This window comes from Streptomyces panaciradicis (assembly GCF_023516615.1).
Lineage (GTDB): Bacteria > Actinomycetota > Actinomycetes > Streptomycetales > Streptomycetaceae > Streptomyces > Streptomyces panaciradicis.
In genome coordinates, this window is record NZ_JAMGBF010000003.1 from 67,841 (window position 1) to 90,785 (window position 22,945).

A 22,945-nucleotide genomic window follows, 5' to 3' on the forward strand; every position below is an offset into this window, starting at 1 on the left:
GGTGCCTCAGCCTGCCGTCACCCTGATCTTCGACTGCCCGTGCGGCAGGGCCTCCCAGTCCTCCATGAATTGAGCCCGCAGCCCGTACTTCCCGGCCAGGTGCACCAGCGTCCGCGTCCGGTAGTAGAAGTCCTCCCGCAGCACGTGGTGCTCCTCCCCCTCCGTGCGGTCGAAGGTGAAGTCGAACCAGCCACCGGGCGCCAGCACCCGCCCGACATGGGCCAGGCACTCCTCGATGACGTGCAGGGGCGAGTGCGAGAAGACGCTGTGGGCGTGTACGACGTCGAAGTGCGCGTCGGGCAGGAAGCGGAAGGTGAGGTCGCGGACCGGGGTCAGCACGGGCAGCCGCTTCTCCAGGCCCATCTCCACGATCGTGTCCTGCGCGGCGAACAGGATGTCCGGCGAGATGTCGATGCCGTAGTAGTGCCCGGGCTCCAGGTGCCGGATGAACCGCCAGCCGCCGCGCAGGTTGCCGCAGCCGATCTCCAGCATGCGGTGAGCGGGCCGCAACCCGTGGCCGACGAGGTAGTCGAACTGCATCGCCCCGAGTGCCAGCCAGCGTTCGCGGGTGCGGCTGCCGACGGCCGCGTCCGGGCTGTCTCGGGTGTCCGACCGCATCACGGCCCGGTAGTAGTCGACGTGGTCGGGGTGGCGGTGGCTCAGCCACAAGTCCCGTGCGGCGCGGGCCAGATGGCGAGGCACCCGGTCGGGGTGGCGCAGTGCGTAACCGAGGCGGTGGCCGAGCGCGGCGCGGTTGGCGGTGAGGTTCCTGGCGGGCATGGTCCGGCCTTTCCGGGGCGGGGGGGTGAGGGGCTGCTGCAAGCCTCGGGGCCCCGACGGGACGTCCGGGTCGGCCGACAGCCCATGTCCGCGGGCCGGTTCGGGCGAGGACGATGTCAGCCGATCGGTTGATGCGGGACGGGGCGGGCCGCGTTAGACACGGACCATGGAGAACACCGAAGCGCCGCCGGGCGTGAGGGAAGCCGAGGGGCCGGGCACGGGCAGCGGCGGCAGTCCGGACGAGCGGCGTCTGCTCGTGGTGGTGCACGCCGCGTTCCTGCTGTTGCTGGGCTCCTCCTTCGCGCGCTTCCTCACCCGCGACCAGGGAGGGCCCCGTACCGCCTGGGTGGCGGGGCTCTTCGCGGTCTTCGCCCTGCTGTACGGCCTCGGCCACCTCCTCGCCCCGCCCCCGCGCGCCGGGACCCCGCCCGACGCACGCCACCTGGTCTGGCTGGCCTCGGTGTCGGCGGTCTGGGCCGCCCTGCTGGCTCTCGCGCCGAGCGCCACCTGGTGTGCGATGCCGCTGCTGTTCGCCGGCCTGTACGCCCTGCCGCCACGGATCGCGGTGCCGCTGGCCGCCGTACTGACGGCGCTGGTCGTGGTGTCCGAAGTCCGGGCGGCCGAGGGGCCGTTGAACCCCAACATGGTCGTGGCGCCGATCGCCGTGGCCGCGGTGGCCACGGCCGTCTTCGTCCATCTGCAGCGACAGGGGGCGCGGCAGCGCGCGCTGATCGACGACCTGGTCCGCACGCGCCGCGACCTGGCGGCGACGGAACGGCGCGCGGGCGTCCTGGCGGAGCGGCAGCGGCTGTCGGCGGAGATCCACGACACGCTCGCGCAGGGCCTGTCCAGCCAGCGGATGCTGTTGCAGGCCGCGCAGCGCGTCTGGCCGACGGACCCGGAGACGGCCCGGGCGCATGTGCGCGAGGCGGCCGACGTCACCGCCCGCAGCCTCGCCGAGGCCCGCCGGTTCGTCCACGACCTCGCCCCGGCCGACCTGGCCGGCCAGTCCCTGCCCGCGGCCCTCGCCGCCCTCGCCGAACGGGAGAGCGGGCCGGGGCTGACCGTCGGCTTCCACCTCGTAGGCGACCTGCACGTCCCGCTCCCCGAGCGCACCGAGGCGGCCCTGCTGCGGATCGCCCAGGGCGCGCTGGCCAACGTACGGGAACACGCCGCCGCGACCCGGGCCGCGCTCACCCTGACCTGCCTGGACGAGCAGATCTCCCTCGACGTCGCCGACAACGGACGGGGCTTCGATCCGGCCCCGACCCGCCCGGCCACCCTGGCGTCCCCGACCGCCCGGCCGACCGCCGCCCCGGGACGGACCCGCGGCCACGGGCTGCCGGCCATGCGCATCCGGGCCCGCCAGTCGGGCGGCACCCTCACGGTGGAGTCGGCGCCGGGCGAGGGGACGGTCGTGACGGCGGCGATCCCGCTGGCCCCGGCGGAAGCGGCACGTACGGGCACGTCGTACGGCCCGACGCCGGAGCCGGCCGCGTGAGCGGGCCCGTCCGTCTGCTGCTCTGCGACGACCACGCCGTGGTCCGCGCCGGGCTGCGCGCCCTGATGGCCAGCGCCGAGGGCATCGAGGTGGTCGGCGAGGCGGGCAGCGGGGAGGAGGCGCTCGCCCTGGCCGCGCGACTGCGCCCGGACGTGGTCCTGATGGACCTGCAACTCGGCGACGGCATGGACGGAGTGACCGCGATCCGTCAGCTGACGGTCGGTCAGTCACCGCCGCGCGTCCTGGTGTTGACGATGTTCGACACCGACGCCGACATCACCCGGGCCATCGAGGCGGGCGCCACCGGTTACCTGCTGAAGGCCGAGCGTCCGGAGGAGCTGTTCGCGGCCGTCCACAGCGCGGCCCGCGGCCGTACGGCACTGTCGGCGCCCGTCGCCGACCGCCTGCTGGCCCGGATGCGCAGCCCGCACCCGGTGCTGTCCGCACGCGAACGGGAGATCCTCGGCCAGCTGGCCCGCGGGCTGGGCAACCGGGAGATCGCCCGGGCGCTGTTCATCAGCGAGGCGACGGTGAAAACCCATCTGGGCCGTATCTACGGCAAGTTGGGGGTGGAGACCCGGGCGGGCGCGGTGGCGGTGGCGAAGGAGCGGCGGCTGCTCGGCTGACGCCGCTACCCGGCCAACGGCACCTCGGGCAGCCGTAGCCGCGCGCGCTCGCCGTCCTTCGCCAGTTCCGCCAGCAGCGCGGCGATCTGCTCCCGGTCGTGGGCCGAGAGGTGTCCGGAGTCGTCGAGGTGGACGGCGCAGGCGGTGGTGGCGTCCGCGAGCCGCTCCAGCGAGGCGACGACCTCGTCCGCGCCCTCCGAGTGCCGGGCGAGCGGGGGCAGTTCGGCCGCGGTGAGGGCGATGGCGGTGCGGGCCTCGGCGAGCGCCCGGTAGGCCTCGCGGCGCAGTGTCCAGCGGGTGGCGCGGTCCGCCGACTCGCTCAGCACGTGGGCGAGATACGCCTGCGTGGCGTCGCCGGCCGCCGCGAGCCGGGCCCGTACTCCCCCGCCGCGCTGCCCCGGCATCGGCAGATGGCCGACGACGAGCACGATCGCGCAGGCCAGCAGGGTCTCGCCGATCCGGCTGACGGAGGCCTGCGGCTCGCCGCCCACCATGACCAGCGCCAGCACCAGGACGGTGACGACGGTGGTCTGCGCGGCGAAGTGCCGGGTGGAGAGGGGGATGAGGGCGCCGCAGAGGGTGACGAGGACGACGAGTCCCTCGGGGCGGGGCAGCACGGCGGCGAACCCGGCGAACAGCAGCGCCCCCAGCACGGTGCCCGCGGCCCGGCTCAGCACCCTGGAGGCGAGCGGCCCGAGGTCGGGCTTGACGAGGAAGACGGCGGTGGCGGGCAGCCAGTACCAGTGCGTGTGCTGCCCGTACCAGCGGGCGTGGTGCAGTGCCTGCGCGACGGCGGCGCTGGCGCCGAAGCACAGGGCGACCCGCAGGCCGTACTCGCGTCCGCCGGCCCCGAAGGCGACCCGGAGCAGGTCGCGGACGGACCGGTTGCGCGTGTGCAGGTCGCCGCCGCTGCCCCGGTCGAAGGCGTCGGCGGCGTGCAGCAGGGCGTCGTCGAGGGCGCGCAGGGCGGGCACGGAGCGGTGCGGTGCGGGCAGCGGCCCGGTGTGCGTGTTCTCGCGGACGGCGGCGGCGAGGCGGCGGGGCCCTTCGGAGGTCCGCCCGGTGACGGGCTCCCCGGCCCAGGCGAGCGCGGTCGCCGCCTCGGCCAGCGGCAGCGCGGCGGCGTACTGCGCGTGCAGCCGCCGCTCGGCCGAGGAACTCGCGAACCGCCGCAGCCGGGGTCCGGCGAGGGCGTCCTGCGCGTGGTCGAGGGCGGCGGTCAGCGCGACACGGCGGGCGACGGCCGCCTCGGTGCCGGCGGCGTCGAGCAGGTCGGCGACGGCGTCGTACACCGCGGCCACGGCGACCCGCTCCCCGTCGAACCGGAAGTCGCCGGCGGTGGCGCCGGGTGTGGGCAGGAGCAGCCGCAGGCCGAGCAGCCAGCCCGCGCCGAGCACGAAGGCGAGTGCCCGCGCCCAGCCGGCCTCGGGTGCCGGCATCCCGGCCCCGACGGCCGAGGCGACGAGCAGCTGCGTCCCGGCGCCGGAGGCCACGGGCCCCACGGCGCTGACGCCCCCGGCGAGGAGTCCGATCCCGGTGAAGAGGAGGGTGAGGACGACGGGGTCGGCGTGCACCCCGGCGTACGTCCCGACGAGCAGGCCGGCGGCCCCGGCGAGCGCGGGCAGCCCGAGCCGCTTCACCGCCGCCCGCCGGCTGCCCGGGCGGTCGTTGATGCCGGCGAGCATGGCGGCGATGGCGGCGATGACGCCGAGTGCGGTGCGGTCGAGGAGGACGGCGGTCAGGAGCAGCGGCCCGGCCGACAGCGCACCGCGCGTGACGGCACTCCAGGAGACGGGCGCGCGCTGGGCCCGCAGGGCATGGGCGAGCCAGGGCGGAAGACGGAACGCGGGGGCGGGGCGGGACACGGGGCTCCTGACCGGACGAGGGCGGGGTGTGCCTTCGGGCGACGGTGGCCGGGCTGGGGGTGTGCTCTCCACAGTACGGGGCGTTGCCGTGATGGACGGGGCAAAGGTGTTTCGGCGGTGTGACGGTCGGGCGGTGGACCGGTTTCTTTATGAACGCAAAGCCCGCGGCTCCGTCGTGACGCGGGCCTGCGGCGGGCTCGGGACGCCTTGCCCGGGCGGGCGGGCCGGAAAATGGGGTGCGCTGCAGGCGGTGCGGCCTGGACCATCGACGTGACCGTCCCGTGTCCGACCGAGGAGCCGCCCCCCGTGATCCGTCGCGTCACCTCCCCCTCCCTCTTTCCGCCGCCCCGCTACTCCCACGCCTCCGTCGTCGAGGCCGGGAGCAGGCTCGCGTTCCTCGCCGGGGCCGTGCCGCTCGACTCCGAGGGGAAGTTGATCGGCGAGGGCGATCCGGTACGGCAGGCCGAGCAGGTGCTGGTGAATCTGGGCGAGCAACTGCGCGCCGTGGGCAGTGACTTCGCGCATGTCGTGGCGACCGACGTGTATGTGGTGAGCGGCGACACCTCCGTGCTGTCCGCCGTCTGGGACGTCGTCGAGGCGTCCGGGCTCAGCCTGGGACCGCACTCCTCGACGCTGCTCGGCGTGAACTGCCTGGGCTACAGCGGCCAGTTGGTCGAGATCACGGCCACCGCGGTGGTGCCCGAGGCGGTGTCGTCGTGAGTCCGTCGCAGCCGCCCGCGGTCCTCCGCCGGGCCACCGCCCCCGATGCCCTCGCCGCCGCCGACGTCTGGCTGGACTCCTTCGCCGCCGCGCTGCCGACGGTGGTCAGCCCGCGCTCCGCCGACGAGGTGCGGGCCTACTTCCGCGACGTGGTGGTGCCCTCGCGCGAGACCTGGGTGGCGGAGGCCGCCGACCGGATCGTGGGCGTGATGGTGCTCGCCGGTGACGAGCTCTCCCAGCTCTACCTCTCCCCCGACTGGCGGGGGCGCGGCATCGGCGACCGTTTCGTTGCACTGGCCAAGGAGCGCAGTCCGGGCGGCCTGGAGCTGTGGACCTTCCAGGTCAACAAGCCCGCCCACCGGTTCTACGAGCGGCACGGCTTCGTCGCCGTCGAGTACACGGACGGCAGCGGCAACGAGGAGCGGGAGCCGGACGTGCGCTACGCCTGGCGGCCGTGAGTCAGGCTGCGGCCTCCCGCCGCGCGAACGCCCAGCCCGCGGCCTGCGCCGCCAGACCGACGAGATCGGGTTCGCCCGTCTCGCCGTTCAGGTGCCGGTACTCGACCGCGGTGAGGATGACGATGCGTTCCCGCAAGCCGAGGTGGTCGTAGAACCCGCTGTCCAGGATGTCCGCGGCCGCCTCGCCCGCCGGGACACCGGCCGCGTGACGGGCGTGGACCAGGGCTTCGAGGCGCCGGAGGTACGTGATGTAGTCCCGGACGTCCCGCGGGCCCATCACCGGGCCGTGCCCCGGGATCACGGTCTGCGGCTCCAGCGCGAGGATCGTCTCGCAGGCGGCGGCGATCCGGGCGAGCGGCCCGTCCCAGTGCACGGGGTGGTCGTCGGCGAACAGCACGTCCCCGGCGCAGACCACCCGCTGCTCGGGCAGATGGACGATGAGGTCACCGGCGGAGTGCGCGGGGCCCACCTCGATCAGTTCGGCCCGGATGTCGCCGACCTCGAGGTCGTACCGGCCGCTGAAGGTGACCGTCGGCGGCACGGCATCGACGTCCTCGTACCGGTAGCGGCCGAAGTGCTCGCGGGCGTACCAGCCGAGGGGCTGGTCGGCCGGGGTTCCGGTGGTGAGGAAGTGCATCTGCTGGGGCGAGGGTTCCCGGCACAGGTGCTCCGCGCTCGCCTCGGTGGCGATGATCTCGGCGCCCGGGAAGAGGCCGTTGCCGAAGGTGTGGTCGCCGTTGACATGGGTGTTGACGATCGTCCCGACCCCCGCCGCGCCGGCCGGCAGGACCGGGCCGGCGGCGGCGATCATCGCTTCGGTCATCGGCCGGTCGTAGGGCGTGTCGACCAGGGCCGCCCGCTCGCCGGAGGTGATGAGCAGACAGTTCGCGAAGCCCCAGGTGCCCGTGTGGGGCGGGGCCCACAGGTGCAGGCCGTCGGCCACCGGGGTGAGTGCGTCGGGAAGGTTCATGCCGCTCATTGTGGGCGAGGACGATCACCCTCGGGGAGCCGCCCCCACACCCGCCGCTTCGGCACCGGCTTCGCATAGCTTCCCGCCCGGCTCGTCGTCAGCCCCAGCGCCACCAGCGACTCCGCGAGCCTCACCGCCGCGCCGACGCCGTCCACCACCGGCAGCCCGAGCTTCTCCCCGACGGCCCGCTGCAGTCCCGTCATCCCCGCGCAGCCCAGCACCAGCACCTCGGCCCCGGCCTCGCGCGCCCGTTCGGCGGCCGTCAGGAAGGCGGCCTCCGTGCGGTCGGCGTCGCCGAGGTCGAGCACGCCGAGGCCGGTTCCGACGACGGCGGCGCAGTTGCGGCCCACCCCGGCCAGTTCCAGGCTGTCCTCGATCTGCCCGCAGGACCGCTCCAGGGTGGTGACGACCCCGTACCGCCGCCCGAGCAGACAGGCCAGGTGGGCCGCGGCCTCGGTGATGTCGACGACGGGTACGTCCACCAACTCCCGTACGCCTTCCCGCCCGTGCTCGCCGAAGCCGGCCAGTACGACGGCGTCGTACGCCGGGCCGTCGTACGTCCGCAGCAGGTCGATGACGGCCGCGGCCGAGAGGTGGCTGTCGAGCCAGCCCTCGGCGGACTCCGGCCCCCAGGCGGGGGTGAGGCCGCGCACGGTGGTGCCCGGGCCTGCGGCGGCCCGGGCACCTCGTACGATCTCCGCGGTCATCTCCTGCGTGGTGTTGCAGTTGGTGACGACGATCCGCACGTTCGTCAGACCTCCACGGCGGCGGGCTCGGACGCGCGCTCGGTCCGGCAGATCAGCAGGTAGAGGCCGGCCGCGAGGGCCGTGCCGATGAACCAGGAGTACGGGGCGACGTCGCTGAAGGACTTCACCAGCGCGAGCACCGCCGCGACGGCGGCCGAGGGCAGGAACGCCCACAGGGCCTTGGGGTTGACGCCCTTCTTGTAGTAGTAGCGGGAGCCGGGGCGGGCGTCGAAGAGCTCGTCCACGTTCACGCGGCCGCGCTTGATGAGGTGGTAGTCGACCATGATGACGCCGAACAGCGGTCCCAGGAAGGCGCCGAGGCCGCCGAGGAAGTAGTTGACGACGGTCGGGTTGGAGAAGAGGTTCCAGGGCGTGACGACCAGCGCGGCGACCGTGCTGATCATGCCGCCGATCCTGAACGTGATCTTCTGCGGCCAGACGTTGGCCAGGTCGTACGCCGGTGAGACGAAGTTGGCGACGATGTTGACGCCCATGGTCGCCACGGCGAAGGTGAAGGCCGCGACGACCAGCACCCAGGTGTTGCCGATCTTGGCGACGAGTTCGGCCGGGTCGGTGATGGCCGTGCCGAACGCCTCCAGCGAGCCGGCCGTGACGATCACCGAGACGACCACGAAGGCGGTGGAGTTGATGGGCAGGCCCCAGAAGTTGCCGCGCCGCACGGTCCGGTAGTCGGGTGCGAAGCGCGAGAAGTCGCAGAAGTTGAGCATCAGCGTGCCGTAGGTCGCGAGGATCAGGCCGATCGCGCCGAACCACTGCCGCCACTGCTCGCCGACCGGCACCGGGTGCGGGGTGGAGGTGAGCGAGATGCTCCAGTCGGCCTTCCACAGCACCCACACCGCCAGCGCGATCATCACCAGCCAGATCGCGGGACCGCAGAAGTCCTGGAACTTCCGTACGGACTCCATTCCCTGGCTGATGATCAGCGCCTGGATCAGCCACAGGGAGACGAAGGAGCACCAGCCGAGGGCGTCGAGTCCCAGGAAGGAGTGGTGCGTCCAGGACACCAGCTCCGGAAAGGCGGCCAGCAGCATCACGTTGACGGCGACGGAGGCCAGGTAGGTCTGGATGCCGTACCACATGATGGCGATCACGGCCCGGATCAGGGCCGGGATGTTGGCGCCCCACACGCCGAAGCTGATGCGGCTGACGACCGGGAAGGGCACGCCGTGCCGCTGGCCGATCCGGCCCATCCAGTTCATGCCGACGTAGATGAGCACGAAGCCGACGAGCAGGGCGGTGAAGACCTGCCACACGTTCATGCCGAGGACCAGCAGGCCGGCGGCGAAGGTGTAGTTGCCGAGGTTGTGGACGTCGGACATCCACATGGCGAACAGGTCGAAGACCTTCCAGTTCCTCTTCCCGGCGGGCGCGAGGTCTTCGTTGGTGAGGCGGGGATCGGGGACGAACGCGGGGGCGCCGGTGGCTGCGGCGCGGTCGGCGAGGGACACGGGGCCTCCAGAACGGGGGAGGGAGGAACGGGTGCGGCCGTTTGGTATACCAAACTGCGGTCATGGTCCCGCCGTCAAGGGCTCCGACCGATGTCGTCGCCGTTAACGCTCCGTAAAACACCCCGCGGGCCGGAGCGGGCCCCTCTACCGGGGACAATGGCTCCATGAGCTCCCCCACGAAGACCGAACCCCTGGGCGCGGTCCGTGAGCGCGTCCTGGCGAACCTGCGGCAGGAGATCATCGCGGGCCGCCTGCTGCCCGGTGACCGGCTGGTCGAGCGGGAGCTCGCCGACCGCTACGGCGTCTCCCGGGTGCCGGTCCGCGAGGCAATCCGGGCGCTGGTCGCCGAGGGGTTCGTGCACTTCGAGACACCGCGCCGCACGGTCGTCCGCCGGCTCACGCCGAACGACGTCCGGGAACTGTTCGAGCTGCGCGAGGCGCTGGAGGTCTACGCGGCCGGACTCGCCGCGTCGAACGCCACCCCGGAGGACCTGGCCGAGCTCGAGGAGCTCCTTCGGCGCGCGGCAGCCGCGACCGAGGCCGGGGACGCCGAGCTGATCACGGACATCAACAGCCGGCTGCACGACCGCATCGTGGCGATGGCGGGCAACAGCCTGCTGACCGCCGCCCTGGAGCCGGTCGCCGGCCGACTGCGCTGGATGACCCGGCGGAACGAGGAGTGGCCCCAACTGCTCGTGGAACACCGCGAGTTGTACGAGGCCATCGCCTCCGGCGACCCCGAGCGCGCCCGTACGCACGCGCTGACCCACGTGCGCACCAACTACCGCTCCACGGTGCGGCATCTGTTCGGCGAGGCGGAGAGCTGAGCCGCACTCCCGGGATCAGCGGCGGGCGTACCCGTCCGTCGCCGCCACCAGCGCCTCGGCCATGCCGGGGCCGCCCACACTGTGGCCGACGTCGTCCACGATCACCAACTCGCTGCCGGGCCAGGCGTGATGGAGCCGCCAGGAGACGCCGAGCAGGTTGCCGAAGTCGAGGCTGCCCTGGACGAGCGTGCCCGGGACGTCCTTCAGCAAGGGCGCGTCGCGCAGGACGACGCCTTCGTCGTTGCCCTCGCCGAGGAAGTGGTCGTTGCCCCAGTAGTGGGTGACGGTGCGGGCGAAGCCGTAGCGGAACTCCGGTTCCTCGAACCGCGGAATGGACCTCGGCGGCGCGGGGACGGTCGCCGTCTCCCAGTCGGTCCAGGTCCGCGCCGCTCGCGCCCGCACCTCCGGATCGGGCGACTCCAGCAGCCGGTTGCAGGCGGCGGCGAGGTTGCCGTCCCGCTCCGCGGCGGGCAGAGCCGCCTTGAACCGCTCGAACGCCTCGGGGAAGAACCGGCCGACTCCCCTGGTCAGCAAGGCCACTTCGGCGTTCGAGCCGGTCGCGACCCCGGTCACCACCATCTCCGACACCGCGCCCGGATGCGTCTGCGCGTACCGCAGCCCCAGTACCGACCCGAACGACACCCCCCACACCAGCCACCGCCCGATCCCCAGGTGCCGCCGCAACAGCTCCAGATCGGCGATGAGATGAGCGGTCGTGTTGACGCTCATGTCGGTGTCGTAGGCGCTCGCGTGCGGCACCGACCGCCCGCTGCCGCGCTGGTCGAGCAGCACGATCCGGTAGGCGGCCGGGTCGAACAGGCGCCGGTAGTAGGGGCTGGAGCCGGAGCCCGGGCCGCCGTGCAGCACGAGGGCGGGCTTGCCCCGCGGATTCCCGCAGGTCTCCCAGTACACGCGGTTGCCGTCGCCGACTTCGAGCAGGCCGTGGTCGTACGGTTCGATCTCCGGATAGAGGGGCATCCGGGCACGGTAACCCCGCGACGGCGGTGACCGCCCGCTCATTTCACGGGCAGGCCCGCCGCCTCCCCCGCGGTGCGCAGCACGTCCCGCAGCATGTCCGGGGTGAGCCTGCCGGTGAAGGTGTTGCGCTGGCTGACGTGGAAGCAGCCGAAGAGGTCGAGGCCGTCCAGCGGCACGCGCGCACCGTGCGCGAACACGGGCCGCGGCCGGGGAACCGCCCAGCCGGCCTCGGCGAACGCGGGCAGCGCCGCCTGCCAGCCGAAGGCGCCGAGCACGACCACCGCGCGGAGCGTGGGCCGCAGCAGCCGCAGCTCCTGGACCAGCCAGGACCGGCAGGTGTCCCGTTCCGCGGGGGTGGGTTTGTTCTCGGGCGGGGCGCAGTGCACCGGCGAGGTGATGCGGACGCCGAGAAGCTCCAGGCCGTCGTCGACGGCGACGGAGGTGGGCCGCGAGGCCAGCCCCACGTCGTACAGCGCCTGGTACAGCACGTCCCCGGAGCGGTCGCCGGTGAACATGCGGCCGGTGCGGTTGCCGCCGTGCGCGGCGGGGGCGAGGCCGACGATCAGCAGCGAGGCGTCGGAGGGCCCGAACCCGGGCACCGGCCGCGCCCAGTACGTCCAGTCCCGGAAGGCCGCCCGCTTGGTCCGCCCGACCTCCTCCCGCCACTCCACGAGCCGAGGACACGCGGCGCATCCGGCGATCCGGGAGTCGAGCTCGACCAGGCTGTCCATGGATCAACGGTACGTCGCCGGTCCCGTCGGAAAACCGCGCGGAACACCCGCCCCGAGGGGGTTAGGGTCGAGGACATGGCTCCGCAGGCTGACGAGGACGGCACCGCCGGTCCGAAGAACACCGTCCAGGAGGCCGACGCTCAGCAGGCCGTCGACCCGCAGGTCGCCGCCGCGATCGCCGCCGCCGAGGCGGCCGGGCCGGCGAGCGGCGAGAGCGTGCGCGTCGACAGCTGGATCTGGGCCGTCCGGCTGATCAAGACCCGTTCGCTCGGCGCCGCCGCCTGCAAGGGCGGCCACGTACGGGTGAACGGCCAGAACGTGAAGCCCTCGCACAGCCTCCGTGTCGGCGACGAGGTGCGGCTGCGCCACGAGGGCCGGGAACGGATCGTGATCGTCAAGCGGCTGATCCGCAAGCGGGTCGGCGCCCCCGTGGCGGTCCAGTGCTACGTCGACAACTCCCCTCCCCCGCCGCCGCGCGAGGCCGTCGCCCCCATCGGCATCCGCGACCGCGGCACGGGACGGCCGACCAAGCGCGACCGCCGCGAGCTGGAGCGACTGCGCGGGCTCCTGGGCGGCGGCGCCGGACGACCCGACGGGCGCTGACCCGGGGCGCACGGAAGGGGCGCCCGGCGCGGGCCGGACGCCCCCTCTCCGTCGCCGGGGCTCAGCCCCGGCGTCGTACGAGATCCAGCAGATCCCTGGTGGACCCGCGCCGCGCCCAGGCGATCACGGCGAGCGGCGCGATCAGGATCAGCGGGGTCGCGGCGTTCTCCCCGCCGAAGACGATCATCTGGACGAAGAACGCGCCCACCATCAGCGCGCTGAGCGCGACCGCGGCCACGGACTGCAGCACCGGGACCAGCAGGGCCACGGCACCGGCGAGTTCGAGCGCGCCGATGGTGTACATCCCCACACCGCCCCAGCCGATCTTGTCGAAGGCGTCGACGGCGTACTGGTTGCCGATCAGCTTCGGCAGGGCGCTCGCGACGCCGTAGAAGAGGGCGAGCAGCACCTGCACGGTCCGCAGGGCGATCCGGGCGCGGCGGCCGCGGACGGGCGCGGAAGCGGCGGGGGCGGTGACGGGGACGGTCGTCTCGGACATGGGGTTCTCCTGCGGTGAGCGGTCGGTGTCGCTGTCACCGGGATAGACCGGGGCGCCCGCCCGAACTCATCGCTCCCGGCGCCCTTTTCACCGCTCGAAACTCATCGCTCCCGGCGCCCGCTTCACAGCTCGAACCAGCCGTGCCCGTGGTACCAGTGTCCGCCCGCCCGCAGATGGTCCCCGACGGCCCGCTCCAGGGCGCTGCGCCGGGGCAGCGTCTCCACCGGCAGATGCGGGTCGCCGAACACGAACTCGACCGGATCGGTGTCCGCCGGTTCCTTGTCCTCGCGGGCGAGCCGGAACCGCTGCTGGAACCGGACGATGTTGGAGCCGGCCGGCAGATGGCGCGCCAGCTGCGGGTCCAGCAGCCAGGAGTGGCAGGTCGCGACCCGGTACTTCTCGTCGGGGAAGCAGCGGGCGAAGAACTCCTCCGCCAGCGCCAGCGAGCGGTCGCAGGCGGCCGGCGTCAGCGGGCCGAGGAAGTCGGGGATGTGCAGGTTCAGGCACGGCGTGCCCGGGCCGACGTCGAGTCCCGCCGCCGCGAGGGCGGTGCCCGTGCGCCGCCCCAGCCGTGCCCGCTCGAACTGCAGCCTGCCCAGCTGGTACAGCTCGCCCCGGAAGTGGTGGCCGAACCACCAGACGGCGTGCACGCCCGGCAGGCCGTACCGCCGCCGGTGCACCGCCATGTGCCGCCCGAGGTCGGCCAGGGTCCGCCGGGACACCTCGTCCGGGACGCCCCGGCCGCGGTGGTAGGCGCGCGTGTACGGCAGTGCCGCCACGAACACGTACACGGGGAAGCAGCGCTGCAGCGGGCCCGAGGCCCAGTCGAGCTCGGGCAGGTCGAGGCCGGTGCCGACCTCGCCCATGCCCCGCACGAGCTCGGCCACGGACGCCTCCAGCGCCTGCCGCAGCTCCGGGTCGTCGGTGACCCGCCGGCTCATCCGTACGAGTGCGCCGATGTCCTCATGGGGTACCGCGAGATCGAGCAGGATCTCGGCCAGTTCGTCCGCAGCCGGCAGCACAGGAACCCCCTTTGGTGAACGTCCCATCGAAGAGTACGTTGCAGGAAGGATCGGTGATCAGGCGATGCGTACCGGCAGTGAACCCATGACCGCGCGCAGTGCCCTGCGGGCGCGGTTCTGGCTGAGCGTGTGGGGGCTGGTCTGGGCGGTCTTCGGCACGGCCGCGTTCGCGCTGGTGGGACGGCCCGGGTGGGCGGCGGCGTGCGGGGTGCTGTGGCTGGTGATCAGCGTCGACCTGACGTTCATCGTCCGGCACATGCGCCAGGGCCCGCACTACCAGCCGGGCCCGGACGTCCCGCCGTACCGGCCGCCGGGCAGGCGGTAGGACCGCGAGGCCGGGCCCGGTCCGAACGGCGGGCCCTGACTCAGGTCGGCTCGTCGTCGAAGCGGGCCGCCTTCAGGTACTGCGGGTTCGGGTCCAGCGCGGCCGCGAGGCGGAAGTGGCGCTTGGCCTGGTCGCCGCGGCCCTGGCGCTCGTAGGTGCGGGCGAGCGCGAAGTGGGCGAAGGAGTTGTCCGGCTCCCGCTCCAGGACGATCGTGAACTCCAGCTCCGCGGGCCGCAGTTGCGCGGCGGCGAAGAAGGCACGCGCGCGCAGCAGGCGGGCGGCGGTGTTCTCGGGATGCGCGGCGATGACACCGTCGAGCAGCTTCACCGCGCCCCGCGGGTCCCGTGCGTTGAGCAGTTGCTCGGCGGCACGGAAGTCGATGACATGCGTCTCCGGGGTACGTCCGGTCGAACCGCTGGTCTCGGGCACGGCAGAGTCCTTCCCTCACTGGAGGGTTTCAACGCGCCCGGACGGGCGTGCTATTCCCGGGGCGGCCGGGACGGGCCCTCCGCGGCGTGCGCCCGGCGCTCGAGATCGGCCCACACGTCCCGCACCCGGCGCCGCAGCTCCTCCAGGGGTACGTCGTTGTCGATCACGACGTCCGCGATCTCCCGGCGCTTCTCCCGGGTCGCCTGGGCGGCCATCCGGGCGCGGGCGTCCTCCTCGGTCATGCCGCGCAGCCGCACGAGCCGGTCGAGCTGGGTCTCGGGGCTCGCGTCGACGACGATCACCACGTCGTACAGCCCCGCCAGGCCGTTCTCGGCGAGGAGCGGCACGTCGTGGACGACGACGGCGTCCTCGGCGGCGGCCTCCTCCAGCTCCCGGGACCGCGCGCCCACCAGGGGGTGCACGATCGAGTTGAGCACCGCGAGCTTCTCCGGGTCCGCGAAGACGATCGAGCCGAGTCCCGGACGGTCCAGGGTGCCGTCGGCGGTGAGCACGTCCGGGCCGAAGGCGTCGACGACGGCGGCCAGTCCGGGGGTCCCCGGCTCGACGACCTCGCGCGCGATGCGGTCCGCGTCGATCAGCACGGCGCCGCACTCCACGAGCAGCCGCGACACCTCGCTCTTACCGGCACCGATGCCCCCGGTCAGGCCCACCTTCAGCATGCCCCGAAGCTTACGGCCCGCCTGAGACCGAGCGTGCCGGGCCCCTCGGGGCCGGCCCCCGGCGTCAGTTGTCGCCCTCCCGCTCCGCGAGGAAGCGCTCGAACTCCTGCCCGATCTCGTCGGCGGAGGGGATGTCCACCGGCTCGGCGAGCATGTTGCCCCGGCTCGCGGCCCCGGCGACGGCGTCGTACTGGTTCTCCAGCCCTTGGACCAGGGTGGTGAGCTCCTCGTCGCCCTCGCGGATCTGCCGTTCGATCTCGGTCTGGGTGCGGTGGGCCTCGGTGCGCAGGCCGTGCGCGATGGCCGGGAGCACCAGCCCGGTGGCGGCCGTGATGGCCTCCAGGACGGTCAGGGCCGCGTCCGGGTACGGGGAGCGGGCGATGTAGTGGGGGACGTGCGCGGCGACGCCCAGGACGTCGTGCCCGGCCTGCATGAGGCGGTACTCGACGAGGGACTCGGCGCTGCCGGGGACCTGCGCCTCGTCGAAGGGGCTGCGGTGTCCGGGGACCAGGTCGCCGCGGTTGCCGTGCGGGGTCAGGCCGACGGGACGGGTGTGCGGGACGCCCATCGGGATGCCGTGGAAGTTCACGGCCAGGCGGACGCCGAGCCGCTCCACGATCTGCTCGACGGCCTTCGCGAAGCGCTCCCACTCCACGTCCGGCTCCGGGCCGGACAGCAGCAGGAAGGGCGCCCCGGTGGCGTCCTGGACGAGCCGCACGTCGATGCTCGGCTCCTCGTAGTCGGTCCACCGGTCGCGCTCGAAGGTCAGCAGCGGACGGCGGGCGCGGTAGTCCACGAGCCGGTCGTGGTCGAAGCGGGCCACGACCTGGTGGGGCAGCGAGTCCAGCAGCCGTTCGACGATCTGGTCGCCGGTCTCGCCCGCGTCGATGTATCCGTCGAAGTGGTAGAGCATGACAAGGCCGGCCGACTCCTGGGCGAGCGCCATGTCGACGACTGCCAGGCCCTTCGGCTCCCATGCGTACAAACCCTGCGGATCAAGCACAGTGACCGCTCCTCCTCGTGTTCGTACACATCAACACGCCCTGGAGCAGGCTCATTCCCATCGGGGCCCCTGATCAGCCGTCTCCTGCGGCATTTCATGACAGGCAGTCGGACAACGCCCCGCCTTTAGGGGCGCGGGGAACTGCGCGACAAGCCCCCACCGGCCGGGCAGCCGAAAAACAAGCCGGACAGCCCTGAGGGGCCGCACCTCGAAAGGTACGGCCCCTCAGTCGAAGAGCTACTGCTCAGTGAGCGTCAGCTCAGCTCTGGCCACCCGCGAGCTTCTCACGAAGCGCGGCAAGCGCCTCGTCGGAAGCCAGCGCACCGGAGGTGTCCGCACCCTCGGAGGAGTACGAACCGCCACCCGCGGCCGGAGCCGCACCGGCGGCGTCGCCACCCTCGGCGGCAGCGGCAGCGTCGGCCTCGCGGCTCTTGATGACCTGCTGCTGGTGCTGCTCGAAGCGGGTCTGCGCCTCGGCGTACTGGCGCTCCCACTCCTCGCGCTGCTTCTCGTAGCCCTCGAGCCAGTCGTTGGTCTCGGGGTCGAAGCCCTCGGGGTAGATGTAGTTGCCCTGGTCGTCGTACGACGCGGCCATGCCGTACAGGGTCGGGTCGAACTCGACCGAGGCCGGGTCGGCACCGAAGGACTCGTTGGCCTGCTTCAGCGAGAGGCTGATGCGACGGCGCTCGAGGTCGATGTCGATGACCTTGACGAAGATCTCGTCGTTGACCTGGACGACCTGCTCCGGGATCTCCACGTGGCGCTCGGCCAGCTCGGAGATGTGGACCAGACCCTCGATGCCCTCGTCCACGCGGACGAACGCACCGAACGGAACCAGCTTCGTGACCTTGCCGGGCACGACCTGGCCGATCTGGTGGGTGCGGGCGAACTGCTGCCACGGGTCTTCCTGGGTCGCCTTCAGCGACAGGGAGACGCGCTCGCGGTCCATGTCGACGTCGAGGACCTCGACCGTGACCTCCTGGCCGACCTCGACGACCTCGGAGGGGTGGTCGATGTGCTTCCAGGACAGCTCGGAGACGTGGACCAGACCGTCGACGCCACCCAGGTCCACGAAGGCACCGAAGTTGACGATCGAGGAGACCACACCGGAACGGACCTGACCCTTCTGCAGGGTCGTGAGGAACGTCTGGCGGACCTCGGACTGGGTCTGCTCCAGCCAGGCACGGCGGGACAGGACCACGTTGTTGCGGTTCTTGTCCAGCTCGATGATCTTGGCCTCGAGCTCCTTGCCCACGTAGGGCTGGAGGTCGCGGACGCGGCGCATCTCGACCAGGGAGGCCGGGAGGAAGCCACGGAGGCCGATGTCGAGGATGAGACCACCCTTGACGACCTCGATGACGGTACCGGTGACGATCCCGTCCTCTTCCTTGATCTTCTCGATGGTGCCCCAGGCACGCTCGTACTGGGCGCGCTTCTTCGAGAGGATCAGGCGGCCTTCCTTGTCCTCCTTCTGGAGAACAAGGGCCTCGATCTCGTCACCGACGGCGACGACCTCGTTCGGGTCGACGTCGTGCTTGATGGAGAGCTCGCGGCTCGGGATAACGCCTTCGGTCTTGTAACCGATGTCGAGCAGGACCTCGTCCCGGTCGACCTTCACGATGACGCCGTCGACGATGTCGCCGTCGTTGAAGTACTTGATCGTCTCGTCGATCGCGGCGAGGAAGGCTTCCTCGTTACCGATGTCGTTGACCGCTACCTGCGGGGTGGTGGCGGTGGTCTCGGTGCTGCTCGTCATGTGGGAAAGGGCTCCGGTACGGACATTGAAGTCGTAGGTACTGCTTACGCCGGGAGCCCGTTTCGCTCTGCAGAAGCCGGACAGCCAAGGAAGCGCCTCACCGGAATCGGTGATGGCGCCTCGACAACCGAGGGGACATACAACAGATGCGAGCGCAGCCTGCTAGGTCTGAGGTGCGCAGGCCCGCAGCGCAACTTGTAGCATACGGGGGCAGCCGGGCAGGGTCAATGCGCGAAGGCGCACACCCGGGGCGGATCGCCCCATACCCGGCACAAGAACTGTCTCGCGAGGCCACGCAGGCCTGCGACACCCCTTCCGTGACACCCGTGGGCGTCGGGTTGGAGGGAAGAGTACGACGAGGGAGCCGATCATCCAAGAGTCCGTTTCTTCCGAGCGCGAGTACGACCCCGAGTCCGGGCACGACCCCGGGTCCGGCCACGACTCCGGGCACGAGGCCGAGCCCGAGGCCACCCGGCGCACGGCCGGTGTCGCGGAGAGCGCCCGGGCCAACCGGGGCTGGTGGGACCGCAACGCCGACGAGTACCAGGTCGAGCACGGCACGTTCCTCGGCGACGACCGGTTCGTGTGGGGCCCGGAGGGCCTCGACGAGGTGGAGGCCGAGCTGCTGGGCCCGCCGGAGGAACTGAAGGGACAGGACGTCCTGGAGATCGGCGCGGGCGCCGCCCAGTGCTCGCGCTGGCTGGCCGCCCAGGGCGCCCGCCCGGTGGCCCTGGACATCTCGCACCGCCAGCTGCAGCACGCGCTGCGCATCGGCGGCGGGTTCCCCCTGGTCTGCGCGGACGCCGGCGCGCTGCCCTTCGCGGACGCCTCCTTCGACCTGGCGTGCTCGGCGTACGGGGCGCTGCCCTTCGTCGCCGAGCCGGTCCTGGTACTGAAGGAGGTGCGGCGGGTGCTGCGCCCGGGCGGGCGGTTCGTCTTCTCGGTGACCCATCCGATCCGCTGGGCCTTCCCGGACGAGCCGGGACCGGAGGGGCTGAGCGTGTCGGCCTCCTACTTCGACCGCACCCCGTACGTCGAGCAGGACGAGGAGGGCCGCGCGGTCTACGTGGAGCACCACCGGACGATCGGCGACCGGGTGCGGGACGTGGTGGCGGGCGGCTTCCGGCTCGTCGACCTCGTCGAGCCGGAGTGGCCGGCCTGGAACTCCTCGGAGTGGGGCGGCTGGTCGCCGCTGCGCGGGAACCTGATCCCGGGGACGGCGATCTTCGTGTGCGAGCGAAGCGAGACGGGGGCACCCCCGGCCGGAGGCTGGGGGAGAGACTGAGCGTGTGATCCGTTACGACGCCCTGGACGCGCTGCCCGTACGCGGTGCGCTGCCCGCCCTCGACGACGCCCTGGACGGGCACGGCACGGCCGTACTGGTGGCCCCTCCGGGCACCGGGAAGACGACCCTGGTGCCGCTGGAGCTGTCCGGGCTGCTCGGGCGGGGCCCGGCCCGTCGCGTGGTCGTGGCGGAGCCGCGCCGCATCGCCGTCCGTGCCGCCGCGCGGCGGATGGCGTGGCTGCTGGGCGAGAGGACGGGCGAGAGCGTCGGATACACCGTGCGCGGCGAGCGGGTGGTCGGGCGGCACACGCGCGTGGAGGTCGTCACGACCGGTGTGCTGCTCCAGCGGCTGCAGCGGGACCAGGAGCTGGCCGGGGTGGACGTGGTGGTCCTCGACGAGTGCCACGAACGGCATCTGGACGCCGACACCGCGGCGGCCTTCCTGTGGGACGTGCGGGAGACGCTGCGGCCCGAGCTGCGGCTGCTGGCGGCGTCGGCGACCACGGACGCGGAAGGGTGGGCGCGGCTGCTGGGCGGGGCGCCGGTGATCGAGGCGGAGGGCGTCGCGCACCCCGTCGAGGTCATCTGGGCGCCGCCGGCCCGGCCCGTACGGCCGCCGCACGGCATGCGGGTGGACCCCGCGCTGCTCGCGCACGTCGCGTCGACGGTACGGCGGGCGCTGGCCGAACGGGACGGGGACGTTTTGTGCTTCCTGCCGGGCGTGGGCGAGATCGCGCGCGTGGCCGGGCAGTTGGGGGATGCGGGCGGCGCCGAGGTGCTCCAGGTGCACGGGCGCGCACCGGCCGCCGTGCAGGACGCGGTGCTCTCCCCCGGCACCCGGCGCCGGGTGGTGCTGGCGACCTCGGTGGCGGAGTCGTCGCTGACGGTTCCGGGCGTACGGGTGGTCGTCGACTCCGGGCTGGCCCGGGAGCCACGCGTCGACCACGCGCGCGGGCTGAGCGCGCTGACGACGGTACGGGCCTCGCAGGCGGCCGGGCGGCAGCGGGCGGGGCGGGCCGGTCGTGAGGCGCCGGGCGCGGTGTACCGCTGCTGGGCGGAGGCCGAGGACGCGCGGCTGCCGCGTTTCCCGGCGCCGGAGATCAAGGTGGCCGACCTGACGGCGTTCGCGCTGCAGACGGCGTGCTGGGGCGACCCGGACGCGTCGGGGCTGGCGCTGCTGGACCCGCCGCCGGGCGGCGCGATGGCGGCGGCACGGGCGGTGCTGACGGCGGTGGGCGCGGTGGACGCCGACGGCCGCGCCACGCGGCGGGGAACCGCCCTCGCCCGCCTGGGCCTGCACCCACGCCTGGGCCGGGCCCTGCTGGACACCTCCGGACAGGGCGCCGAGGCGGTCGCCCTCCTGTCGGAGGAACCACCCCGCGAGTACGGCGACGACCTTACGGCAGCCCTGCGAACCGCCCGCCGCGGCGGCGACGCCTACGCCGCCCGCTGGCGCACGGAGGTACGACGGCTCCGGGCGAGCGCGGAGGGTACGTCGACGACGGCCGGGGGCGACCGCACGCGGACGGGCGAGACGGGCACGCCAACGCCCGGCACGAACGACCGCACGCGGACGAGCGACACCGCCACGCGGGCGGGCAAGGCGGGCACGCCGGCGCCCGGCACAGTCGATCGGGCGGGGGCCGGCCCGGACGACCGCGCGGGCGCGTCGGGCGACCCGGGCAGGTCGAGCGGGGCGGACGACCGGCTCGTGGGGCTCGTCGCCGCGCTCGCGTTTCCTGAGCGGGTGGCCAAGGCCGACGGGGGTTCCTATCTCATGGCCTCCGGCACCCGGGCCGAGCTCGGTGAGGGCAGTCCGCTACGCGGGGCGCCGTGGCTCGCGGTCGCCGTGGCGGACCGCCCCGTCGGCAAGGGGCACGCGCGTGTGCGGCTCGCGGCCGTGATCGACGAGGACCTGGCCCGGCGCGCCGCCGGTTCCCTGTACTCGGAGGCGCAGGAGGTCCACTGGGCCGACGGAGACGTCGTGGCACGGAGTGTGTGGCGGCTGGGGGCGATCGAGCTGGCGGTGCGGCCGTTGAAGGACGCCGACCCCGGCCTCGTACGAGAGGCGCTTCTGGAGGGGCTGCGGGAGGAGGGGTTCGGCCTGTTGCGGTGGTCGCCCGACGCCGTCGTCCTGCGCCGGAGGCTCGCCTTTGTGCGGCTGCGGCTCGGGGAGCCGTGGCCCGACGTCGGCGACGACGCGCTCCACGCGCGCGTGGACGAGTGGCTGGAGCCCGAGCTGGGGCGGGCCCGGCGGCGGGCGGACCTGGGGCGGATCGACGCGGGGCAGGCGCTGGCCCGGCTGCTGCCCTGGGCCTCCGGGGAGGCCGGGCGGCTCGACGAGCTGGCGCCCGAGCGCATCACCGTACCGAGCGGGTCCAGGATCCGGATCGACTACGGCGATCCCGAACAGCCCGTGCTCGCCGTGAAGTTGCAGGAGATGTTCGGTCTGCACGCGTCGCCGGCGGTGGCGGGCGTGCCGTTGCTCGTGCATCTCCTCTCCCCCGCCGGGCGGCCCGTCGCCGTGACCGCCGACCTCGCCTCCTTCTGGAAGGACGGCTACAAGGGCGTGCGCGCCGAGCTGCGCGGCCGGTATCCGAAGCATCCGTGGCCCGAGGACCCGGCGACCGCCGAGCCGACGCGGCACACGAACGCGCGGCTCAGGCGCTGACGGTTTCGGGCGCGGCGGACTCGGCGCGGGCCGGGTCGGCCGGGCGGCGGCCTCGGGCCTCCAGCCACAGGGACAGGGCCAGCAGCAGGGTGCCGAGGACCAGGAAGCCCCAGGGGAGGTACGACGTCATCGTCAGGACGAGGGTGCGGTTGGACTTCACCAGCGCGACCGTGTGCCGGATGTAGTCCTCGCGCATCTTCACGTGGCCGGCGAAGGCCGTCACCTTGTCCCGGCCGCCGAGCAGGGTGCCGCCGCGCAGCTCCTCCTTGTGGATCTCCTCGCCGTAGACGGGGGCACCGGTGACGGGCTCGACCCAGAACCTGCGGACGGTGGTGTACCAGCGGGTGGTGCCGGTCTTGGCGACCGACTCGGGGGTGATGCCCTTGACGGGCATGGTCTTGGGGAAGGCGACCTTGGTCCAGGGGATGGTCTGCTCGAAGTAGTAGACCTTCACGCCGCGGAAGTCGCGGGTGCCCTTGTAGTGGATGGGGTTGGTGGTGCGGGTCTGCGCGTCGAAGTACTCGTAGTCCCGTTTCTGCGTCAGGAAGGGCCACTTGAACTCGATGCCGGTGCGCCTCACCGGGTCGCCGTCGACCATCTCGCCGGTGGCGTGGACCGGGGCCTGGCTGTGGGCGTCGAAGATGTAGCGCTCGGGGATCTCGGAGACCATCTTGCCGTCGGGCCCCTGGACGTAGGACAGGCCGTCCCAGACGACGACGTCCCGGCCGGCCGCCTTCCCGATCCTCTTCGCGGCCTCCACGTCGCCCTTGAGGGTCTGCACGATGGTGACCTCGGAGACCTTCTTCGCCTTCATCGTGCCGTAGTCGAGGAGCGTCGCGTTCCTCGCCTCCAGGACCATGTCCTGGTACTGGCCGGCCGGGATCTTGGCCAGGCGCGGGAAGGCGTACCAGCGCAGCAGCGGGGACAGGGCCGCGAAGAACACGGCGAAGGCGAGCAGGACCAGACTGGCCTTGCGGCGCATCTCGGCCTCCCGGGCGGA

The 22,945-nt window shown here is 73.0% G+C and carries 23 protein-coding genes; 9 read left to right on the plus strand and 14 right to left on the minus strand.

Translation table 11 applies throughout. The annotated features are described in order from the left end of the window. Positions 1 to 6 precede the first annotated feature (6 nt). Positions 7 to 780: a class I SAM-dependent methyltransferase gene (locus tag M8J74_RS01635; protein WP_249834673.1), complete on the minus strand. Its 774-nt coding sequence runs from the start codon at positions 778 to 780 to the stop codon at positions 7 to 9. Between the two features lie 166 nt (positions 781 to 946). Between M8J74_RS01635 and M8J74_RS01640 the strand changes: the two genes are divergently transcribed. Continuing rightward, positions 947 to 2,281 carry a sensor histidine kinase gene (locus M8J74_RS01640; protein ID WP_249834674.1) on the plus strand — a complete coding sequence of 445 codons (1,335 nt, stop codon included), beginning with the start codon at positions 947 to 949 and terminating at the stop codon, positions 2,279 to 2,281. Continuing rightward, the gene (locus M8J74_RS01645) at positions 2,278 to 2,907 is read left to right on the plus strand and encodes a response regulator (RefSeq protein WP_308405991.1); all 630 of its coding nucleotides are present in this window, start codon (positions 2,278 to 2,280) and stop codon (positions 2,905 to 2,907) included. The genes M8J74_RS01640 and M8J74_RS01645 overlap by 4 nt, the downstream gene beginning before the upstream one ends. Positions 2,908 to 2,912: 5 nt before the next feature. Here the strand turns inward: M8J74_RS01645 and M8J74_RS01650 are convergent, their stop codons facing one another. Further along, positions 2,913 to 4,772, minus strand: coding sequence for an FUSC family protein (locus M8J74_RS01650; RefSeq protein ID WP_249834675.1), 1,860 nt, complete (start codon positions 4,770 to 4,772; stop codon positions 2,913 to 2,915). 306 nt (positions 4,773 to 5,078) lie between these two features. Here M8J74_RS01650 and M8J74_RS01655 point away from each other — a divergent pair, with 306 nt between their 5' ends. After that, complete coding sequence (locus M8J74_RS01655; RefSeq protein ID WP_249834676.1) at positions 5,079 to 5,492, plus strand: RidA family protein; 414 nt, start codon at positions 5,079 to 5,081, stop codon at positions 5,490 to 5,492. Then, positions 5,489 to 5,950 (plus strand): GNAT family N-acetyltransferase, encoded by a 462-nt coding sequence (locus tag M8J74_RS01660; RefSeq protein WP_058925955.1) that lies wholly within the window; start codon positions 5,489 to 5,491, stop codon positions 5,948 to 5,950. Before M8J74_RS01655 ends, M8J74_RS01660 begins: the two co-directional genes overlap by 4 nt. Position 5,951: 1 nt before the next feature. Here M8J74_RS01660 and M8J74_RS01665 read toward each other — a convergent pair whose 3' ends face one another. Genes M8J74_RS01665 through M8J74_RS01675 form a run of 3 tightly spaced genes read right to left on the minus strand, consistent with a single transcriptional unit; the run spans position 5,952 to position 9,135 of the window. Next, complete coding sequence (locus M8J74_RS01665) at positions 5,952 to 6,920, minus strand: MBL fold metallo-hydrolase (RefSeq protein WP_249834677.1); 969 nt, start codon at positions 6,918 to 6,920, stop codon at positions 5,952 to 5,954. Positions 6,921 to 6,925: 5 nt separating this feature from the next. Next, a complete protein-coding gene (locus tag M8J74_RS01670) occupies positions 6,926 to 7,666 on the minus strand; it encodes an aspartate/glutamate racemase family protein (protein ID WP_249834678.1) in 741 nt (246 codons plus the stop codon). Between the two features lie 5 nt (positions 7,667 to 7,671). Next, on the minus strand, positions 7,672 to 9,135 hold the full coding sequence (locus tag M8J74_RS01675; protein ID WP_249834679.1) for an NCS1 family nucleobase:cation symporter-1: 1,464 nt from the start codon (positions 9,133 to 9,135) through the stop codon (positions 7,672 to 7,674). Positions 9,136 to 9,299: 164 nt separating this feature from the next. Here M8J74_RS01675 and M8J74_RS01680 point away from each other — a divergent pair, with 164 nt between their 5' ends. After that, entirely contained in the window at positions 9,300 to 9,962 is a 663-nt protein-coding gene (locus M8J74_RS01680; RefSeq protein ID WP_249834680.1) for a GntR family transcriptional regulator, read from the plus strand. Positions 9,963 to 9,977: 15 nt separating this feature from the next. Here the strand turns inward: M8J74_RS01680 and pip are convergent, their stop codons facing one another. Both pip and M8J74_RS01690 read right to left on the minus strand, forming a co-directional pair. Beyond that, complete coding sequence (pip, locus tag M8J74_RS01685; protein ID WP_249834681.1) at positions 9,978 to 10,940, minus strand: prolyl aminopeptidase; 963 nt, start codon at positions 10,938 to 10,940, stop codon at positions 9,978 to 9,980. A gap of 38 nt (positions 10,941 to 10,978) precedes the next feature. Further along, positions 10,979 to 11,671: a uracil-DNA glycosylase gene (locus tag M8J74_RS01690; protein WP_249834682.1), complete on the minus strand. Its 693-nt coding sequence runs from the start codon at positions 11,669 to 11,671 to the stop codon at positions 10,979 to 10,981. A 75-nt stretch (positions 11,672 to 11,746) separates the two neighbouring features. Here M8J74_RS01690 and M8J74_RS01695 point away from each other — a divergent pair, with 75 nt between their 5' ends. Further along, on the plus strand, positions 11,747 to 12,274 hold the full coding sequence (locus M8J74_RS01695) for an RNA-binding S4 domain-containing protein (RefSeq protein ID WP_249834683.1): 528 nt from the start codon (positions 11,747 to 11,749) through the stop codon (positions 12,272 to 12,274). Positions 12,275 to 12,335: 61 nt separating this feature from the next. On the opposite strand, the gene M8J74_RS01700 is transcribed toward M8J74_RS01695, so the two are convergent. Further along, complete coding sequence (locus M8J74_RS01700) at positions 12,336 to 12,773, minus strand: DoxX family protein (protein WP_249834684.1); 438 nt, start codon at positions 12,771 to 12,773, stop codon at positions 12,336 to 12,338. A 122-nt stretch (positions 12,774 to 12,895) separates the two neighbouring features. Next, complete coding sequence (locus M8J74_RS01705; RefSeq protein ID WP_249834685.1) at positions 12,896 to 13,795, minus strand: acyltransferase domain-containing protein; 900 nt, start codon at positions 13,793 to 13,795, stop codon at positions 12,896 to 12,898. Between the two features lie 64 nt (positions 13,796 to 13,859). On the opposite strand from M8J74_RS01705, the gene M8J74_RS01710 reads away from it, so the two are divergent. Then, positions 13,860 to 14,120 (plus strand): DUF6343 family protein, encoded by a 261-nt coding sequence (locus M8J74_RS01710; RefSeq protein ID WP_249834686.1) that lies wholly within the window; start codon positions 13,860 to 13,862, stop codon positions 14,118 to 14,120. A 40-nt stretch (positions 14,121 to 14,160) separates the two neighbouring features. Here M8J74_RS01710 and M8J74_RS01715 read toward each other — a convergent pair whose 3' ends face one another. The 4 genes from M8J74_RS01715 to rpsA form a co-directional block, all read right to left on the minus strand. Next, entirely contained in the window at positions 14,161 to 14,550 is a 390-nt protein-coding gene (locus M8J74_RS01715; RefSeq protein ID WP_249834687.1) for a tetratricopeptide repeat protein, read from the minus strand. Positions 14,551 to 14,600: 50 nt separating this feature from the next. Beyond that, positions 14,601 to 15,230 carry a dephospho-CoA kinase gene (gene coaE, locus M8J74_RS01720; protein WP_249834688.1) on the minus strand — a complete coding sequence of 210 codons (630 nt, stop codon included), beginning with the start codon at positions 15,228 to 15,230 and terminating at the stop codon, positions 14,601 to 14,603. A gap of 64 nt (positions 15,231 to 15,294) precedes the next feature. Then, on the minus strand, positions 15,295 to 16,233 hold the full coding sequence (locus M8J74_RS01725) for a PAC2 family protein (protein WP_249834689.1): 939 nt from the start codon (positions 16,231 to 16,233) through the stop codon (positions 15,295 to 15,297). Positions 16,234 to 16,492: 259 nt separating this feature from the next. Then, a complete protein-coding gene (rpsA, locus tag M8J74_RS01730) occupies positions 16,493 to 17,989 on the minus strand; it encodes a 30S ribosomal protein S1 (RefSeq protein ID WP_031166273.1) in 1,497 nt (498 codons plus the stop codon). Positions 17,990 to 18,290: 301 nt separating this feature from the next. Here rpsA and M8J74_RS01735 point away from each other — a divergent pair, with 301 nt between their 5' ends. Both M8J74_RS01735 and M8J74_RS01740 read left to right on the plus strand, forming a co-directional pair. Further along, entirely contained in the window at positions 18,291 to 19,274 is a 984-nt protein-coding gene (locus M8J74_RS01735; protein WP_249834752.1) for a class I SAM-dependent methyltransferase, read from the plus strand. Between the two features lie 4 nt (positions 19,275 to 19,278). After that, positions 19,279 to 21,945 carry an ATP-dependent RNA helicase gene (locus tag M8J74_RS01740; protein ID WP_249834690.1) on the plus strand — a complete coding sequence of 889 codons (2,667 nt, stop codon included), beginning with the start codon at positions 19,279 to 19,281 and terminating at the stop codon, positions 21,943 to 21,945. Here the strand turns inward: M8J74_RS01740 and pgfA are convergent. Further along, positions 21,935 to 22,927, minus strand: coding sequence for a cell envelope lipid trafficking protein PgfA (gene pgfA, locus M8J74_RS01745; protein ID WP_249834691.1), 993 nt, complete (start codon positions 22,925 to 22,927; stop codon positions 21,935 to 21,937). The genes M8J74_RS01740 and pgfA overlap by 11 nt on opposite strands. Between the last annotated feature and the right edge of the window lie 18 nt (positions 22,928 to 22,945).